General features: G+C 60.0%; 12 protein-coding genes and 2 pseudogenes. 12 read left to right on the top strand and 2 right to left on the bottom strand.

From position 1 onward, the window contains the following. Positions 1-649: 649 nt before the first annotated feature. The gene (katG, locus tag KGB25_RS28975; RefSeq protein ID WP_223437786.1) at positions 650-2,902 is read right to left on the bottom strand and encodes a catalase/peroxidase HPI; all 2,253 of its coding nucleotides are present in this window, start codon (positions 2,900-2,902) and stop codon (positions 650-652) included. Between the two features lie 422 nt (positions 2,903-3,324). Between katG and KGB25_RS28970 the strand changes: the two genes are divergently transcribed. The 4 genes and pseudogenes from KGB25_RS28970 to KGB25_RS28960 all read left to right on the top strand — a co-directional run bounded on the left by KGB25_RS28970 (position 3,325) and on the right by KGB25_RS28960 (position 8,275). Next, positions 3,325-4,452 (top strand): sensor domain-containing diguanylate cyclase, encoded by a 1,128-nt coding sequence (locus KGB25_RS28970; RefSeq protein ID WP_008042064.1) that lies wholly within the window; start codon positions 3,325-3,327, stop codon positions 4,450-4,452. Between the two features lie 159 nt (positions 4,453-4,611). Further along, positions 4,612-5,739 (top strand): annotated as a pseudogene (locus KGB25_RS30740) (cache domain-containing protein); the annotation flags it as partial. A gap of 324 nt (positions 5,740-6,063) precedes the next feature. After that, positions 6,064-6,600 (top strand): annotated as a pseudogene (locus KGB25_RS30735) (methyl-accepting chemotaxis protein); the annotation flags it as partial. A gap of 187 nt (positions 6,601-6,787) precedes the next feature. Continuing rightward, the gene (locus KGB25_RS28960; protein ID WP_317850757.1) at positions 6,788-8,275 is read left to right on the top strand and encodes a xylulokinase; all 1,488 of its coding nucleotides are present in this window, start codon (positions 6,788-6,790) and stop codon (positions 8,273-8,275) included. On the opposite strand, the gene KGB25_RS28955 is transcribed toward KGB25_RS28960, so the two are convergent. Next, positions 8,232-9,215: a LysR family transcriptional regulator gene (locus KGB25_RS28955; RefSeq protein ID WP_223510556.1), complete on the bottom strand. Its 984-nt coding sequence runs from the start codon at positions 9,213-9,215 to the stop codon at positions 8,232-8,234. The two genes, KGB25_RS28960 and KGB25_RS28955, sit on opposite strands and share 44 nt — an antisense overlap. A 289-nt stretch (positions 9,216-9,504) precedes the next feature. Between KGB25_RS28955 and KGB25_RS28950 the strand changes: the two genes are divergently transcribed. From KGB25_RS28950 to KGB25_RS28915, 8 genes are all read left to right on the top strand, one after another. After that, complete coding sequence (locus KGB25_RS28950; protein WP_223437779.1) at positions 9,505-10,020, top strand: flavin reductase family protein; 516 nt, start codon at positions 9,505-9,507, stop codon at positions 10,018-10,020. 56 nt (positions 10,021-10,076) lie between these two features. Further along, positions 10,077-11,063 carry an ABC transporter permease gene (locus tag KGB25_RS28945; protein ID WP_008033226.1) on the top strand — a complete coding sequence of 329 codons (987 nt, stop codon included), beginning with the start codon at positions 10,077-10,079 and terminating at the stop codon, positions 11,061-11,063. A 47-nt stretch (positions 11,064-11,110) separates the two neighbouring features. After that, positions 11,111-12,061, top strand: a complete 951-nt coding sequence (locus KGB25_RS28940; protein WP_223437777.1) for a sugar ABC transporter substrate-binding protein — start codon at positions 11,111-11,113, stop codon at positions 12,059-12,061. Positions 12,062-12,083: 22 nt separating this feature from the next. Next, positions 12,084-13,583: a sugar ABC transporter ATP-binding protein gene (locus tag KGB25_RS28935; protein WP_008033229.1), complete on the top strand. Its 1,500-nt coding sequence runs from the start codon at positions 12,084-12,086 to the stop codon at positions 13,581-13,583. Positions 13,584-13,611: 28 nt separating this feature from the next. After that, the gene (locus KGB25_RS28930; RefSeq protein ID WP_192228386.1) at positions 13,612-14,409 is read left to right on the top strand and encodes an SDR family NAD(P)-dependent oxidoreductase; all 798 of its coding nucleotides are present in this window, start codon (positions 13,612-13,614) and stop codon (positions 14,407-14,409) included. 184 nt (positions 14,410-14,593) lie between these two features. Next, positions 14,594-15,697 (top strand): LLM class flavin-dependent oxidoreductase, encoded by a 1,104-nt coding sequence (locus KGB25_RS28925; protein WP_223437775.1) that lies wholly within the window; start codon positions 14,594-14,596, stop codon positions 15,695-15,697. An 82-nt stretch (positions 15,698-15,779) separates the two neighbouring features. Further along, on the top strand, positions 15,780-16,667 hold the full coding sequence (locus KGB25_RS28920) for a transketolase (protein ID WP_008042088.1): 888 nt from the start codon (positions 15,780-15,782) through the stop codon (positions 16,665-16,667). Positions 16,668-16,670: 3 nt separating this feature from the next. Further along, on the top strand, positions 16,671-17,651 hold the full coding sequence (locus KGB25_RS28915; RefSeq protein ID WP_207286423.1) for a transketolase family protein: 981 nt from the start codon (positions 16,671-16,673) through the stop codon (positions 17,649-17,651). Positions 17,652-18,040 lie beyond the last annotated feature (389 nt).

Here is an 18,040-nt window from a genome sequence, read left to right as displayed (position 1 = left end):
GTAGGAGCCGGCTTGCTGGCGATAGCAATCTCACGGACGCCATCGCCAGCAAGCCGGGCTCCTACAGGTTTTGCGTAAACCCTCAATCCCGAACACCCCCACGATCTGTAGGAGCCGGCAAGCCGGGCTCCTACAGGTTTTGTGTGGGCCCTCAATCCCAAACACCCCGCAATTTGTAGGAGCCGGCTTGCCGGCGATGGCGATCTCACGGACGCCATCGCCAGCAAGCTGGCTCCTACAGGTTGGGTGGTGTCTCGCCCGGGGCGATTTTGTTCTGATCCGTGTTTTTCTGCGCTATCTGCATCTGTCATGTACTCGGCCTGCGCCCCACAATGACCGCACGGTCCGCAGTCGCGGTAGCCACTGAACCGCAAACTCATCATGTAGGAGGCCCCATGCCCAAGATGGCCATTTTTCTGGGTGGATTTCTGCTGTTAACCATTTTGATCGGTGCCTTGGCCACGATCTCTCCGACCTGATTCCTTCCTTCAATGCGCAATAAGCACAACGCCTCCACTTGGGAGGCGTTGTTGTTTCAGCGGTACCGTTTATTTACAAGAGTCCGTCGATGAACCCCGTAACCTGTAGGAGCCGGCTTGCCGGCGATGGCGTCCTCACGGCCGCCACCGCTTCGCCAGCAAGCTGGCTCCTACAGGTCAAAACGATCCAGGTTCATCACCTTCGTCCACGCCGCTACGAAGTCTTTGACGAATTTCTCCTTCGCATCACTGCTGGCATACAGCTCGGCCAAGGCCCGCAGTTGCGCATTCGAGCCGAAGACCAGATCGACCCGCGTCCCGGTCCATTTCACTTGGCCGGTTTTGCGATCGCGCCCTTCGAACTCCTGATTGGCGTCCGACACCGGCTTCCATTCCACCCCCATGTCCAGCAGGTTTTTGAAGAAGTCGTTGGTCAACGCCTCCGGTTGCTGGGTGAACACGCCGTGTCGGGTTTGTCCGACGTTGGTGTTCAACACCCGCAAACCGCCCACGAGCACAGTCATTTCCGGTGCGCTGAGGGTCAGTTGTTGCGCCTTGTCGATCAACAGGTGTTCGGCCGACACGCGGTAGCGGGTTTTCAGGTAGTTGCGGAAACCATCGGCGATGGGTTCGAGGAAGCCGAAGGATTCGACGTCCGTCTGCTCTTGCGAGGCGTCCGTCCGTCCCGGTGTGAACGGCACCGTCACGCTGTGACCGGCATTTTTTGCGGCTTGTTCGACACCGGCGCTGCCGGCCAGCACGATCAGGTCCGCCAGCGAGATTTTCTTGCCGCTGTTGTTGAACTCACGCTGAATGCTTTCCAGTTTCGCCAGCACGCTCGCCAGTTGTTCGGGCTGGTTGGCTTGCCAGGATTTCTGTGGCGCCAGTCGCAGGCGTCCACCGTTGGCGCCGCCACGTTTGTCGGAGCCACGGAAGCTTGACGCCGCCGCCCAGGCCGTTGATACCAGCTGCGAGACGCTCAGGCCAGAGGCGAGGATTTTGCTCTTGAGTGCTGCGACGTCACTGTCGTTGACCAAGGCATGGTCGACCGGCGGAATCGGGTCTTGCCACAACAGTTCTTCCTTGGGCATCTCCGGGCCGAGGTAGCGCGAGAGCGGGCCCATGTCGCGGTGGATCAGCTTGAACCAGGCGCGGGCGAAGGCATCGGCCAACTGATCCGGATTGGCCAGGAAGCGCCGGGCAATCGGTTCATAGATCGGGTCTAAGCGCAGCGCCAGGTCCGAGGTGAGCATGGTCGGGTTACGCCGCTTGGACGGGTCGTGTGCATCCGGAATGGTGCCGGCCCCGGCGCCGTTTTTCGCGACCCACTGGTTTGCGCCTGCCGGACTTTTGCTCAATTCCCACTCGAAGCCGAACAGGTTTTCCAGGTAGTTGTTGCTCCACCGGGTGGGCGTGGTGGTCCAGGTCACTTCCAACCCGCTGGTGATGGTGTCCGGGCCTTTACCGGTGCCGAAGCTGTTTTTCCAGCCAAGGCCCTGGGCTTCGAGACCGGCGGCTTCCGGCTCGGCACCGACGTTGTCGGCAGGGCCGGCGCCGTGGGTTTTACCGAAGGCGTGGCCGCCGGCGATCAGGGCCACGGTTTCTTCGTCGTTCATGGCCATGCGGCCGAACGTTTCGCGGATGTCCAGGGCCGAAGCGACGGGATCGGGATTGCCTTCCGGACCTTCCGGGTTCACATAGATCAGGCCCATCTGCACGGCGGCCAGTGGGTTTTCCAGATTGCGCCCCTCATCGGTACGGCTGTCTTCATTTCTCCCGGGCTCGGCCACCAGTGGAACATCGCCGGGTGCTTGCACGGGTTTTTGCGCTTTGTCGTAGCGAACGTCACCGCCCAGCCATTTATTTTCCGAGCCCCAATAAACGTCTTCATCGGGTTCCCAGACGTCTGCGCGGCCACCGGAAAAACCAAAGGTCTTGAAGCCCATCGACTCCAGCGCGACGTTACCGGTGAGAACGATCAGGTCGGCCCAGGAAATGTTGTTGCCATATTTTTGCTTGATCGGCCACAGCAGCCGGCGTGCCTTGTCGAGGCTGACGTTGTCCGGCCAGCTGTTGAGCGGGGCAAAGCGCTGTTGACCGGAACCGGCACCGCCACGACCATCACCGGTGCGGTATGTGCCAGCGGCGTGCCAGGCCATGCGAATGAACAGCGGGCCATAGTGACCGAAGTCTGCTGGCCACCAGTCTTGTGAGTCGGTCATCAGTGCAGTCAGGTCGCGCTTGACCGCCGCAAAGTCGAGTTTTTTGAACGCTTCGGCGTAGTTGAAGCCCTCGTCCATGGGGTCTGACAGGGACGAGTGCTGGTGCAGGATCTTCAGATTCAGTTGGTTCGGCCACCAGTCACGGTTGGTGGTGCCACCGCCTGCGGCATGATTGAACGGGCATTTCGATTCGTTTGCCATGTGCGAGCTACCTTTGGTCGTGTTCATCCGGCTATCGGGCCCGGGGCGGGCGTTAAATAGCAACGAGCGGAATCAAGGACATAGGCTGCAGGGCCAGCAGTTGGATCAACTGATTGTGGTGACCACACGGGAATTCTGAACAGCGGCAATCAGGTTGCCTGCGCGGTGGCCCACGGGTGGCCTAGTCAAGCTTCGGGCTCATTCCTGTCTCCTTTTCAGCGCTAATCCGGCCGGCTTATGGCGCCAGCGCAGACTAAGGTTAGACCTGAGTCGGGAAGTCAGCTAATAGGGCGAGTGTTGGGGCGTGATAGACGTACTCTTTCAATCTGGCGCCCGGAAACATTTCAAGGCCTCGGTTGTTTGCGCTACTGGCTGGGTGCCACAATACTTCTTTGACGAAGCATCATGATCAGGCGGATCAAATGGAAGGACTCGGACCCCGGTATGACCCGGATGCTTTGATAGCAGCGCAGGTACGCACTGATCGCCTGCACCAGTTGTTCCATCAGTCGGTGACGGCGATTCCGGGCAGTGTCCTGGCGGCGATCATGCTGTGCCTGCTGTGTTGGGAGCGCTTCGATCACCACGTCATTTTTTGGTGGATGGGCATTCTGACGGCGTCGACTTCATTGCGCGTCTCGATGTTTATCGCCTATTTCCGCAGCGACAAAAGTACGCGCACACCTGAGCAATGGGAGTGGAAATACTGGAGCACGCTGGTGTTATCTGCCGGTATCTGGGGTGCGGGCGCGCTGGCATTGATGCCCCCGGACGATATTCTGGCTCAGTCACTGGTCATGCTTTTTACCGTCGGGATGTCGGTCAGTGCGGTGTCCTGCTATTCGGCCTACCGATACATGACGTTGGTGTCCATTGGCCTGGTGTTGTTGCCGTGCACGATATGGCTGTTGTTCCAGCCGTCAGCGATGCAAGTCGGCATGGCACTGGCAGTGTTGGTGTTTGCCTCCTTCGTGGCCAGCGCCACCCGCAAACTCTCCGATGCGGTGGAAACCGCCTTTCGATTGACCCGTGAAATGGAACAGGCCCACCGCATTTCCAATCTTGCCGCGCAGACCGATGAACTCACCGGCCTGAGGAATCGCCGGGCTTTTTTCGAGCATGCCCAGCAGTTGCACAGTTACTGCAAAAACAATCAGCTGCCGCTGTGCGCCGTGATGCTGGATATGGATCACTTCAAACACATCAATGACACCTATGGCCATCAGGTCGGGGATCAGGTGCTGAGTCAGATGGGCCTGGTCATCAGCACCTCGTTTCGTGAAACGGATGTCTACGGCAGGCTGGGGGGAGAGGAGTTCGCCATCCTGCTCCCGGACACCTCGATTGAAGAGACCTTGAACATTGCCGAGCAACTCATCCGCTCCATTGCCGAATTGATGACCGGGCCGGTGCATTGCATAACGGCGAGCCTCGGTGTCGCGTCGATGGACGCCTCCGACCTTGATTTGCACAGCTTGATGAACAACGCCGACAAGGCCCTGTATCGAGCCAAGGCCCGTGGCCGAAACCAGATCGCCGTTTCCGAGTGATGCCGTGCAAGGCTTGTGACCTCGCGGTCATTCAAGTTGCACCGGCAGAGCGCGCTTCTATATAGTGGCAAAATAATATCAACTATAAATAATTTGCCAGCAGGGCTGCATTCACACCGTTGGGCGCTCCGTGCTGGTTGACGAATCGCGCACTTGAGAATGTCCATGCCTAATCGCTCTCTGCACTTCAAGCTGTTCTGGACGGCCCTGATCGGGACCGTCGTCGTCATGGCGCTGCTGCTGGGCTCCATCGCCTATATCGCTTATGGCTCCTCCGTCAAAGAAACCGCCGAGCTGGTCGACACGGTCGTCAAGGCCAATGCCAAGGAAGTGGAAGTCGAACTGGGTGTCGGTTTTACCGTCGCCGAATCGCTGGCCAGCGTCGCAACGGCCATGCAGCAACAGCACGTTGATCGCAAGACCGCCGATGCCGTGACCCGCCAACTGTTTGAAGCCAATCCGCAACTTTTGGGCCTGGGGCAGTATTGGGAAACCAACGCCTTCGATGGCAAGGACAGCGAATTCGCCAACCAGCCGAATCACGACGCCACCGGCCGTTACCTGACCTACTGGAACCGTGCGAGTGGCTCGGTGAAATCGGAAGCGCTCAGCGGTTATGCCCCGGAAAATGCCGATAACCAGTACTACTATCAGCCGCTGCACAGCCGTCAGCCGTGGGCTTCCGAACCGTTTGCCTACAGCACGGGCAGCGGCCAGAAAGTCATGATGGTGTCGATCATGGCGCCACTGTTGCAGGGCGGCAAAGCCCTGGGCGTGGCGGGTGTCGATATCCCGCTTGAAAGCATCAATCGCCAACTGGCGAAAATCGATGCCTACAAAGGTTATGGCGCTCTGGTGTCGAGCAACGGCCTGTACGCCAGCCACCCTGATGCGAAGCGTTTGAGCCAGCCGGCCGACGATTTGCCGACGGCGGCCAAAGAGGCGATCAAGGCCGGTCAGCCGTATGACTTCCAGCGCGATGGCTGGGGTTATGTGTTGCAACCGGTGCGCATCGGCAAAGCCCCGAACACTTGGGCGCTGATGGTGGCGTACCCGCTGGCCGAAGCCACGGCGGGCATCAATCAGTTCCTCTGGACCGCCGTCGTCATCGGCCTGGTGGCGCTGTTGGCATTGGCCATCGTGCTCTGGCATTTGCTCGCGTGGCACATTCGTCCGCTGTCCGGCCTGACGGTCGGTATCCAGGCCTGGGGCGGCGAATTGGGCCTGCGATTTGAACAACGCAGCGGCGATGAAACCGGCAAACTGGCGGGCGCGTTCAACCAGTTTATCCAGCGCCTGGGGGATCTGGTGGGGTCGATTCGCCACAGCAGCGGCGCCCTGATGCAGATCTCCAATCACCTGGGCGATACCACTCAGGCCGTTGCCGACCGGGCGACGTCGCAGCACACCGCAACCGAAGAAATGGCCAGCGGCGTCACCGCGCTGGCGCACTCGGTCACCGAGATGTCGCAGCAAGCCGAAGACGTGGAGCAACTGGCGCGCAACACCGAAGAGCTGACCAAGCATATCTCCGGCGATATGAACCAGACCCTGGCCGGGATCACCCACATCGACCAGACCATGGACGACGTTGCCGGCACTGTGGGCGACCTGGAAAAACGCTCGCAGCAGATTGCGGGGATCATCGCGGTGATTCGCAGCATCGCCGACCAGACCAACCTCCTGGCCCTGAACGCTGCAATCGAAGCCGCACGGGCAGGGGAGCAGGGACGCGGATTCGCCGTGGTGGCGGACGAAGTGCGGCAACTGGCAGAACGCACCAGCCGCTCGACCGGTGAAATCGGCGAGATGATCGGCGCCATCGGTTCGGATGTGCGCAACACCGTTGCCAACGTCCAGCAAGTCGGCGAAGCGGTGCGCCTGGGCGTGGTGCAACTGACCACCTCGGCACAAGGTGTCGATCAGATTCGCCAGCATGCCCAGGACATTCTGACGCGCATCAGCGAAGTGGCGCGCCAGACCCAAAGCCAGGCTGCCACCGGTGAGCAATTGTCCGTCGCCATCCAGGGTGTCAGCCGGATCTCCGAGCAGAACGATCACGCGATCCGCAGCCTGCTCGATCAGTCGCTGCAATTGCGCGATCAGGCCGGGTCGTTGAACCAGCAACTGACGCAATTCAAGGATTGAGAACTGCCTGCAGGAGGCGGCGGCGAAATCTTGCGCCGTCGCCGCTGACCACCGGCGCTCAGGCTTTTTCGCACGGACAGTGGCAGTTAATGCGCAGGGTGTTTGATGACAGTATTCTGTCTGCATAACAATCACCGCTGAATTGTGCGAGCGCCAACCCTTGAAGAGTCGAGCATTGCTGGTTGGGGTGGACATGGGCACCTCAAGCACTCGAGTCGTTGTCATGGACGAAAACGGCCGCAACCTGGGCGCCGCCAGTCGCCCCACACGTTTGTTGAATCCCGCGCGTCAGGTGTTCGAACAGAGCCCTGACGAACTGTATGCCTCGGTCCTGTTGGCGATAAAGGATGCCTTGAGTCAGTCCGACTTCCAGCTCGCGGACGTTGGCGGCCTGGCGATTTGCGGACAGATGGCCGGGATTTCCACCATCGGCCGGGACTGGGAGGCGACCACGCCTTATGACTCGTGGCTGGATCTGCGTTGCGCCAATCAGGTCCCGCGACTGAAGACCTGCGAGCCACAGATCATCCAATGCTCGGGTGGCCCGGTGAGTGCCAATCACGCGGCGAAATGGCTGTATTGGCGCGAGGAACAACCGCACACCTACCGCAAGATCAGCAAGATCATCATGCCGGCCGCGTATGTGGCGGGGCGCATGGCCGACTTGAACAGCGATGCCGCGTTCATGGATTACACCTACCTGGGCTTCAACAGTTTTGCCGACAGCCAGGCGATGCAATGGAACACTTCGCTCATTGAGGCATTCGGCCTTGAGGCCGACCGGCTGCCCACGCTGGTAAAACCCTGGGATCGCATCGGCTCGGTCGGCCCCAGTGCGTCGAGCGTTTGCGGACTGTTGGCCGGCACGCCGATTTATGCCGGCTGTGGGGATATCGCCGCATCGTTGCTGGGCACCAGGGCCTTCACGCCGGGGCAACTGTTCGACATTGCCGGCACCGGTTCAGTGTTGGCGACGTTGCTCGACCACTATGCGGTCGACTCCCAGCACAACACCCTCGCCACGTTCCGGCATTGCATCCCCGAGCTGTTTTATTCGATGGCCTACGTCGGTGGGGCCGGCATCAGCCTCAATCGGTTCGGTCTCGATGGCGCCGAATGCCAACAACTCGAACAGCGGGCCGCCGCGCCGTTGGCCGAGCGCAATAAATTATTGTTCTTGCCCCATCTCGGCGGGCGCCATGCGCCGTTCGATGCCTCGCTGGCCGGCGCCTTCGTTGGTCTCGACTGGACCCACGACCGCAGCGACCAATACCGGGCGATGCTGGAGTCGATTGCCTACGAATACGCGCGTTTTCTCGGGTGCATGAAGGACATGCAGATCGTTGTCGATCAGGGTGATGTATTCAGTCTGGGCGGCGGCTCCGGCAGCCAGCTGTTTAACCAGATCAAGGCCGATGTGCTGGGCCTGCCTTATCGCAAACCCCCGGCCGCCGAGTACGGTGTGCTCGGCGCAGCGATGTTGGCGGGGCATGGTGCCGGGGTGTTCGCTGATTTGCAGCAGACCGCCACTGATTGGCCGCGTCCGGACGAAACCCTGACCTTGCCCGACGTTTCGAAGCAGGCGTTCTATGCCGGCATGCGCAAGGCCTATGAGCGAATGCTGACAAACCTCAAGCCGGTATTTGCCGATCTGCAGGCGGTTTCGCTTCCCTGAGCACGATGGCGTCGGGTGTCGGGCTCAGAATGTGTCGCGACGCGGTGTCGAGGTGCTTGAAGTACTGAACGGCAAACTCCACGAAGGATCTGACCCGTGGCGGTAATTTCTTCCCGCCTTCGGTGAGCAAATGGAACCCCGTGGTGGGGCATTGATAGTCTTCCAGCAGCGGTACCAGCCGCTTGGCCTGAATGTCCTCCGCCACCTCCCAGACCGACTTCCAGATAATTCCCAAGCCTTGAACCGCCCACTGGCGCAGGGTAAAGCCGTCGTTGGCCAGCCGGTTGCCCTTGACCTGAATCGTGGTCGGCCCGCCCTTGCTCATGAACTTCCAGCGATCCAGTGCAAAGTCGGCACGCAGTTGCACCAGGCAGTTGTGTTGATGCAGGTCTTCGGGGTGCAGGGGAGTGCCGTGTTGTTCAAGGTACTGCGGCGAACAGCAGACCATTTGCCGGTCCACACCCAGGCTGCGGGCTATCAGCGAGCTGTCCGGCAGGTCGCCGAAACGGATCGCGATGTCCGAGCCGGACTCGACGAAGTCCAGTATCCGGTCAGTGAAAAACAGGCGGATGCTGACATGCGGGTTTTCGCGGATAAACGCATCGACCAATTGGCTGACCCACTGCCGACCCAGGTCGGTCGGGCAGGTCAGGCCGATGGTGCCCAGCAGGTCGCTTTGACCGTTTTTGATGACGCTGTCGAGCGCATCAACCTGTTCGAGAATTTTCAGGGCGTTTTCAAACAGCAACTGCCCTTCGGCGGTGGGGCTCAGGCTACGGGTGTTGCGCTTGAGCAAGCGCAAACCATAGAACTCCTCCATCGCCTTGAGCCGGCCACTCATGGCCGCTGGCGACAGGCCCATTTGTCGTCCGGCGGTTGAAAGTGACCCGGTCTGCACGACCAGGCGAAACATTCGCATGTCCTGTAATCGATCAACCATGGCAGTTCGTCTCGCGGAAGTTTCTTGTTAGTTGTTCATGAAGTATCGGCCGATTATTCAGTTAAAGCCATATTGTCGGCGGCGTTGATAAGTACGGCTATAAACATGAGAGCCCCTTGGGGCGGGCGTTTCAGGGCACTTGTGAAGGTAATTCAAATGAGTTTGTTGTTGGCTTCACCTTTCGGAATAGTTGAAAAGTCAATTTTTTAAAAGTGAATAGAAAATGCTGGGTGATTGTTAATAATGAATGCCTGCGCTTGATGAGTCACAATAAGAAGAGGGTTTATGTATGCGTGTTCAATATCAAGAGGCCGCCCCAGCGATTGATCTGGCCGGCCAATTCAAATTGGCGATGGGTCGCTTCGCCTCCTCCATAACCCTGATCACCACACTCGATGATGACGGCCACCCCCATGGTCTGGCGGCCACCGCTTTTTCTTCGGTGTCGATGGACCCCGCGTCGGCGCTGATCTGCATCAACCGAAGCGCCAGCGCCTCACCCGTGATCAAACGCTCCGGGCTGTTCTGCGTGAACATGCTGCAAAACAACCACGAACCGATCTGCAAGATTTTCAGCCAGCCGGACCTGCGCGAGCAGCGCTTTGTTGCGGGCGAGTGGCAGACCGGCATGCACGGCATTCGTTACCTGGTCGACGCGCAGGCTGCGATCTTTTGCGAAGTGGTGCAGGAAATCGAACACGGCACGCACACCATATTTATCGGCAACGTCATTGATGTGATTACGCAACCTCTGGAAGAGCCGCTTCTGTATATGGGCGGGCGTTACAGGGAACTTGGGATTTAAACAGTCGTTGTGTCTTGCTCGGTCTTATAACAATTAGATAAGAAGTGGATGTGGGTATGAATAATCAGTTGCTGGTGAAATCAAGACTGTCCGGGTCCATTCCCAAGTGGATCGGACTGGACACCAATGTCGCAGGCCCGATGATCGGCCTTTTATTGTTATGCACGGTATTAACAGTCTTCACCGATAGTTTTCTGACGTTGAGTAACCTGCTCAACGTACTGGATCAAGTCACCGTGCTCGGCATCATGGCGCTGGGCATGACGCTGGTGATTCTCATCGGCGGTATCGACCTGTCCGTGGGCGCGGTGCTCGCGGTGGCGATCATGGTCATGAGCTGGCTCGAACAGGTGCTCGGCTTGCCGATGTGGGTCGCCATGCTTGGTGCGATCGCTGCCGGTGCGGCGTGTGGTTCAACCACGGCGTTGATGGTGGTCAGGGCAGGGTTGCCGTCTTTCATTGCGACGCTGGCAATGATGTCCATCGCTCGCGGGCTGGCCTACATGGTTACTGACGGCGCGCAAGTCAGCGGATTCCCGGAGTGGTTCAGCAACCTCTCGGTGATTCGCTACGGCGGTGTGCTGTCGCTGACCGTGACCTGCTTCATCGTGCTGGCCCTGGTGTTCTGGTTCGTTCTCAAGTTCACCGTCCCCGGCCGCAGCCTGTACGCCATCGGCGGCAGCAGCAAGGTGGCCAAGCTCGCCGGCATTCGCGTCAAGGGCTACACCAGTGCCGTCTACATCATCTCGGGCATTTGCGCCGCGCTGGGCGGAATCATCATGACCTCGCGCCTGGACACTGCCGGAGCGGGCGCCGGCGTCGGTTATGAGCTGGATGTGATCGCGGCGGTAGTCATCGGTGGCGGCAGCCTCAAGGGCGGCGCCGGCAGCGTGGTCGGCACGATTGTCGGCGTACTGATCATCGGCGTTTTGCGCAACGGCTTGAACCTGGCCGGCATCTCTCCCTTCGTGCAGCAAGTGGTCATCGGCGCGGTGATTGCCTTCGCGGTGATGCTCGATCTGCTCAAGCGCAAAGCTGACTGAACCCCCTGCGGTCGAACCGTCCAACACACAATAAAAAGGATAAAGACATGAACCTCAACGCATTTTCGCGGCGCTTTCTGTGGCTGCCGCTGTTGACCTGCATGATGTCGGCAGGTGTTCACGCCGAGAGTAAACCGGCGGAACAAATCACTGTCGGGATGTCGATCCCGAGCCTGCAATGGGTGTTCTACCTGATGGTCCGTGACGGCGTCATGGAGCAGGCCAAGACCCTGGGCATCAAGAACGTGCTGGTGGCCGACGCACAGGCCGATCCCGCCCGCCAGGTCAGCCAGATTCAAGACATGTTGAGCAAGGGCATCGATGTGCTGCTCTATACCGCCACGGGCAGCGCGGCGTCGGCCGTGCCGGTGCGGCTGGCGCGTCAGCAGGGCGTGCCGGTGATCTGCATCGACAATTTCCCGAAGAACGTCGAATGCGATGCCTACATCTCCACCGATAACCTGGCGGCAGCGGGTGAGCTGGCCCGTCAGATGATCGCGCTGACCGGGGGCAAGGCTGAAATCGGCCTGCTCCAGGGCACCTTGGGCGACTCGACGGAAGTGGCTCGGGCCAAGGGCCTGAACGCGGTGCTGTCCCAGGCGCCGGAGATGAAAATCGTCGACCAGAAACCTACCGACTGGCTACAGGACAACGGCTTCAAAGTCGCCCAGGACATGCTGCAGAAGAACCCGAAGATCAACGTCTTCATCGGCCGTTCCGATGCCCCGGCGCTCGGTGCCGCCCAGGCGGTCAAAGTCGCCAACATCGATCACAAGGTCTGGGTGTTCGGCTACGACGGTTTGCCGTCGGCGCTGGAAGCCATCCGCGACGGCAAGCTGGACATGACCATCACCCAGCAAGCGGTGGAAATGGGCCGTACAGCCTTGCGCACTGCGGTGAATCTGCAACAAGGCAAACCGGTCGAGAAGACCCAGCTGCTGCCGGCCTTCGTCACCACCCGGGAAAACGTCGCGGCTTTCCTTGAGCAACATCCTTGAGATCGGCGAAGGAGGGCACGTCATGAAAGCGATCACCAGCGATCAGGCGCCGCTGTTCAGCGCCTGCAACATCGGAAAATCCTTCAACTCGGTCAAGGTGCTGGAGGACATCAGTCTCGATATCGGTTACGGGGAAGTGGTGGCGCTGCTGGGGGAAAACGGTGCGGGCAAATCGACCTTTTCCTCCATCGTCGCCGGAGCGCTGACGCCGTCCAAAGGCACGATGTTCCTCGCCGGCCAGCCCTATGCACCGACCGGTCCGGGGGCGGCGATTGCCCTGGGGATCAACATGATTCATCAGGAGATCCATCTGCTGCCTGACCTGAGCGTGGCCGAGAACGTTTTCCTCGGCCATCTACCGACCCGGGACGGGATCATCGACCGCAAGCACATGTACCGCGAGACAGAAAAACAGCTGCGTCGACTGGGCCTCGATATCTCGCCGGACACCCCTGTGCGCCAGTTGAAAATCGCCGCGCAGCAACTGGTGGAGATTGCCCGGGCACTGACGTTCAATTCGCGGCTGCTGATCCTCGACGAACCGACGGCGGCGCTGGGTAAGGAAGAGACCGACCTGTTGTTCAGACAGATCGAGGAGTTGAAGAAAGAGGGTGTTTCTTTCATCTACATCAGCCATCGGATGGAGGAGATTGCCAGGATCGCCGACAAGGTGGTGGTCATGCGCGATGGCCACCTCATTGCTCGCCACGAAACCGGAGCGGCCGATGTCAGCGTGCTGGTGTCGCAGATGGTCGGGCGTTCGATCGAGCGCTTGTTTCCGCAGCTGCCAGCACCTCGCGAAGAGGTGGTGTTGAATGTCGAACAGCTATCGGACAAGGCCGGGCGCTTCCACGACATTTCGTTTTCGGTGAAGGCCGGCGAAGTCTTCGGCATCGCGGGCATTGTCGGCGCCGGCCGCACGGAGCTGGTTCAGGCGATTGCCGGGTTGAGTGCGGTGAATCACGGCAAGGTGATGCTGGGTGACCGGCACCTGCCGGCCAACAACGTGCTGGCGGCGATCCGTGCCGGCGTGGTGCTGATCCCCGAAGACCGCAAGTCCGAAGGTGTGGTGCTGAGCCAGACCATTGCCGAAAACCTTGCCTACTGCAATCTCGACAGCCTGAGCTCCTGCGGCGTCATGGCCAATCAGCGGGTGCTGGCGTTTGCCCAGGAGCGCATTGCGACACTGGGGATCAAGGGCCTGGCGGAACAGATGCTCGACAAGTTGTCGGGCGGCAATCAGCAGAAAGTGGTCATCGCGAAATGGATCGCGCGCAACCCGAAAGTCATCATTCTCGATGAGCCGACCCGGGGCATCGACATGGGTGCGCGGGCGGCGATTTACGAGTTGATCATCGAACTGTCGAAGACCGGCGTGTCGGTGATTGTCGTGAGTTCTGACCTTGAGGAAGTCATCGGTTTGTCCCATCGGGTGATGGTCATGGCGCGCGGTTGTTCCCAAGGGATTTTGCACCGACCGCAGATCGCGCCCGACACCATCATGACCCTGGCCACCGCCTGATAACGGGCTGTCACTGAGGAGCTCCATCATGTCTACCCCGTATCAACCGCTACCTTACCGGCCCTTTGCCGAGTTGCTCGACTTGCGCGGTAAAACCGCCGTCGTCACCGGCGGTGGCAGTGGCATCGGGTTCGCCATCAGCCAACGGCTGGCCGAAGCCGGGGCCAACGTGCTGATCGGCAGCCTGGCGCCAGAGCGTTGCCATGAACTGATCGAAGCCGGTTTTGCCGTTTCGTTCCTGGCCACCGACGTCTGTCGTCCCGCCGACATCCAGGGCCTGGCAGACACCGCCATCGAGCGATACGGCCGCCTCGATATCTGGATCAACAACGCAGGTGTTTACCCGCTCAAGGCCGTTGACGACATTGATCCGGGTTTCTGGGACGAACTCCACGCCATCAATACACGTGCGGTGTTTCTAGGGGCACAGGCCGCTCAACGGCAGATGCGCAAACAGGCGAGTGCCGGGGCGATCGTCAATCTGTCGTCGATATGCGGTCACCGGCCGATGGCCAATCACTGCACCTACGACGCGTCAAAAGGCGCTGTGCTGGCGATGACGCGAAGCCTGGCCAAGGACCTGAGCGCCTTCAACATTCGCGTCAACTCGGTATCCCCCGGGCTGACGGCAACGCCAGGCAATCTGGAGCCGGAGCTGCTGGCGCAACACCGACAGAACAACGTGTTGAACAACATTGCACTGGGTCGGCCGGCAGAGCCCTTCGAGATCGCCAATGCGGTGCTGTTTCTGGTGTCGCCGCTGGCCTCCTACGTGACGGGTATCGATCTGTTGGTGGACGGCGGCTGGTTGCTGCACGGCAGTTGAAGAGGCGCGGCTGATTGCGCTTGCTCAAGCCGATCGCCGCGAAAAATTGAACGCATCCCTTGAACGTTGCGACTTGCAGCGCCGGCACTGGCACGCCTGCAAAACGAGCGCACGTCCTGAAAGCGGTGTGCCGCGCATTGATATCAAGCGGCGCACCGATCACTGAAAACAGCAGGAGAACGACATGAAACTTGCCATGTTCATGCAGCCCCTTCATCACAAGGGCTGGGATTATCACGAGATGTACGACCAGGATATTGCCTGCGCCGTCCACGCCGACGCCGTCGGTTTTGATGAGCTTTGGGTCGGCGAGCACACCTCGCAACGCACGGAGCCGGTGACCAATGCCCTGCAATTCATGTCCGCCCTGATTCCGCTGACCCGGCGCATGAAGTTGTGCACCGGGGTGCTGAACCTGCCGCATCATTTTCCGGCGCGGATTGCCGCTGATGCCGCGATGTTCGATCACATGTCCAAGGGCCGTTTCATCATGGGCATCGGCCCGGGTGGCCTGGCCTCGGATTTCGAGGTGTTCGGCAGCAACGGCAAGGACCGTGGGCAGATGATGGTCGAATGCTACGAGATGATCCGCGCCATCTGGAACTCAAGCGCCCCTTACGAGTTTTCCTCGGAGCACTTCCAGGTCAGCCTCAAGGATTCGGTGAATCACGAGCTGGAAATCGGATACATGCCGACGCCGTTCCAGAAGCCGTTCCCACGGGTTGCAACCACGGCCATGAGCCCGTTTTCCGGAACGGCGAAACTGGCCGGGGCCAAAGACTGGGACCTGATGTCGGCCAACTTCAACCCGACGGCGACCGTGGCCTCGCATTGGCTGGCTTACTGCCAGGGCGCCGAAAGTGCCGGGGTCAAGGCCGATGCGAACAACTGGCGCGTGGCCCGTTCGGTGTTCGTCGCCGACTCCCAGGCCCAGGCCGAAGACTACCTGGCGCAAGAGAGCTGCACCCTGCGCCGTTACTTCGATTACATGATCGATAACCTGTCCTCCAACAACTACACCAAGATCTTCAAGACCCGCCCCGACATGACCGACGCGGAAGTGACGGTCGATCACTGCATCAAGGAAATGGTGATTTACGGCGACGTGAATTCCGTGACCGAACAACTGGTCGCGTTCAGTGAGCAGACCGGGCCGTTCGGCACCTTGATGACCGCCTTCCACGAGTGGGATGACGAAGCACTGTGGCGGCGCTCGATGGAGCTGACGGCGCAGCAGGTCATGCCCCGTTTGAACGACTACATGACACCGCGTTTGAAAGCGCAGTAATCGCCTTGTCGCGATTGCGTGCGTGTGTACGGCCACGTCCCGGATGTGGCCGCAACTTTGGTAATGCGCCTGGACACTACACATGACTGATTTGACAAGACAGGACCTGCGCGAAGGTGATCGCGCGTTCGAACTGACCGCCACTGAACTGGCTCGCCTGCGGGAAAAAGCCCAGTTCATTCGCCTGGAAACCATCCGGTTGATCGAGATCGCCAAGGTCGGTCACTACACCTCTGTTTTTTCCGCCGCCGAGTTGTTCGCCGCGCTGTATTACGACGTGATGGACCTGCGGTTTGGCGAACCGAAATGGCCTGATCGCGACCGCTTCATGATGGGCAAGGGGCATGCGGCGGTCGGCCTGTTTCCGGTGCTGGTGGAGTGGGGCTTCTTTGCGAAAGAGATCCTCGATAACTACACGCGCCTCGGCAACCCGCTGGGCGATCACCCCGACATGCGCAAAGTGCCGGGCGTGGATTTCTCCTCCGGTTCCATCGGGCACGCCTTGTCCGGCGGCCTGGGCATGGCATTGGCCGGGCGCATGCTCGGCAAGTCGTTCACCACCTACGTGATGCTCGGCGACGGTGAAATGCAGGAAGGGCAGGTCTGGGAAGCGGCGCTGGGAGCGGCTCACCACAAAGTCCACAACCTGGTGGCGATCATCGACCGTAACGGCTACCAGCTCGACGGCAATGTCGACGACGTCATCGGCATCGAACCGCTGGCGGACAAATGGATCGCCTTCGGTTGGGAAACCCACGTGGTCGACGGGCATGACCTGGCGGCGGTCACCCGCCTGTTGCGTCGCCTCAAGGCTGATACCACTCGCACGCAGCCGGTCTGCATCATCGCCAACACGGTGAAAGGCAAGGGCGTTTCCTACATGGAAACCGAGCCTGGCTGGCACCTCGGTTATCTCGATCCGGAAGATGCGCAACGTGCTATCGACGAAATCAAAAGCAAGGTGATTTAACTCATGAATACCGCACCTCTGTCGAACAACTCCTGGCAGTACCGGGAACTGAACAGCCAGACACCCAGCTTGAATGCCTTGTCCGATGCGCTGATCGAACTGGTCGAGCAGGGCGAGCCGATTGTCGCCGGCACCGCTGACTTGCAGTACTCCAACGGCCTGTCGAAATTTGCGCAGCTGCACCCGGAGCGCTTCGTGCAATTCGGGATTTCCGAGCAAAACATGGTGTCGGCGGCAGCCGGCATGGCGGCGGTGGGCATGAAGCCGTTTGTGGCGACGTTTGCCTCGTTTCTGCCGTTGCTGTGCTGCGAGCAGATCCGCATGGACGTGGCGTACTCCGCGTTGCCGGTACGTTTGATCGGCCACCACGCCGGGATTTCCCTGGGCTTTTACGGCACCTCGCACCATGCCACTGAAGACCTGGCGATCATGCGTTCGATTGCCGACATCACAGTGGTCGCCCCGGCGGACGGCAATCAGCTCAAGGCGGCCATTCTGGCGTCGGCCAACTACCCGCAACCGATCTACTTCCGCATTCAGCGCGGGCGTGATCCGGTGGTGTATGAAACCGTTCCGGACTTTGTCTTCGGCAAAGCCACCGTGCACCTGACGGGCGATGAACTGACGATCATTGCCACCGGCTCCACGGTTCACCCGGCCCTTGAAGCGGCTCGGGCGTTGAATGCCGCGGGGCGTTCGGTGGGGGTGATCGACATGACGACCATCAAGCCGCTGGACCGTGAGGCGGTGCTGACTGCGGCGCGCAATAGCCGGGCGATTCTGACGGTGGAAGAGCACAACATCATCGGCGGCTTGGGTGGGGCGGTGTGTGAGGTGATTGCGGAAGAGGGCGTTGGGGTCAAAGTGCGGCGGCATGGCATTTACGACGAGTACAGCCTGATTGCGCCGCCGACTCATCTTTACCGGCATTACCGGCTTGATGCGGCCGGGATTGAAAGTGTGGCGCTGGAAGTGCTGGGTTGATTGCGGTTTTTTGCTGACTGATTGAGGCGGCTTTTGGTGAGGTCGCCTGAGGTTTTTCCCTTTGGGCGTTATGGGCCTGTACGTGTGACCGGGGTGTTCATTGACGAGCGCGCTGGTTGCACGTTTTTTTTTGGCTTGGTGTTTGTGTACATATCCGTTTTTGCGGTAACGGCCGCTAATGGTTTCGCTTTTACAGCGAGTCACTTGGAAGAGCCCCAAGTAACCAAGGGCTTTTGCCCCTTTCGTTCGGTGCCTCGCTAAGGCTCGCCATGCCCTCGCTCCGGTCCTGCTCCGTGGGCCCGCCGCGATCGGCCATCCCTGGCCGTGCGCGGCTAACCCGGCATCCATGCCGGGTTGCCCACTGCGCAGAACCTGCGCTCGGCCTCTCG

The organism is Pseudomonas sp. BF-RE-21, assembly GCF_019947305.1.
GTDB classification, from domain to species: Bacteria; Pseudomonadota; Gammaproteobacteria; order Pseudomonadales; family Pseudomonadaceae; genus Aquipseudomonas; species Aquipseudomonas migulae.
The sequence above is the reverse complement of the archived record's forward strand: the minus strand, read 5'-3'. Positions and strand labels throughout refer to the sequence as shown.

Bases quoted from the DNA above. Each gene is read 5' to 3' on its own strand.
- katG (WP_223437786.1), bottom strand. From the start codon at position 2,902: ATGGCAAACGAATCGAAATGCCCGTTCAATCATGCCGCAGGCGGTGGC.
- KGB25_RS28970 (WP_008042064.1), top strand. From the start codon at position 3,325: ATGGAAGGACTCGGACCCCGGTATGACCCGGATGCTTTGATAGCAGCG.
- KGB25_RS28955 (WP_223510556.1), bottom strand. From the start codon at position 9,215: ATGGTTGATCGATTACAGGACATGCGAATGTTTCGCCTGGTCGTGCAG.
- KGB25_RS28950 (WP_223437779.1), top strand. From the start codon at position 9,505: ATGCGTGTTCAATATCAAGAGGCCGCCCCAGCGATTGATCTGGCCGGC.
- KGB25_RS28945 (WP_008033226.1), top strand. From the start codon at position 10,077: ATGAATAATCAGTTGCTGGTGAAATCAAGACTGTCCGGGTCCATTCCC.
- KGB25_RS28940 (WP_223437777.1), top strand. From the start codon at position 11,111: ATGAACCTCAACGCATTTTCGCGGCGCTTTCTGTGGCTGCCGCTGTTG.
- KGB25_RS28935 (WP_008033229.1), top strand. From the start codon at position 12,084: ATGAAAGCGATCACCAGCGATCAGGCGCCGCTGTTCAGCGCCTGCAAC.
- KGB25_RS28930 (WP_192228386.1), top strand. From the start codon at position 13,612: ATGTCTACCCCGTATCAACCGCTACCTTACCGGCCCTTTGCCGAGTTG.
- KGB25_RS28925 (WP_223437775.1), top strand. From the start codon at position 14,594: ATGAAACTTGCCATGTTCATGCAGCCCCTTCATCACAAGGGCTGGGAT.
- KGB25_RS28920 (WP_008042088.1), top strand. From the start codon at position 15,780: ATGACTGATTTGACAAGACAGGACCTGCGCGAAGGTGATCGCGCGTTC.
- KGB25_RS28915 (WP_207286423.1), top strand. From the start codon at position 16,671: ATGAATACCGCACCTCTGTCGAACAACTCCTGGCAGTACCGGGAACTG.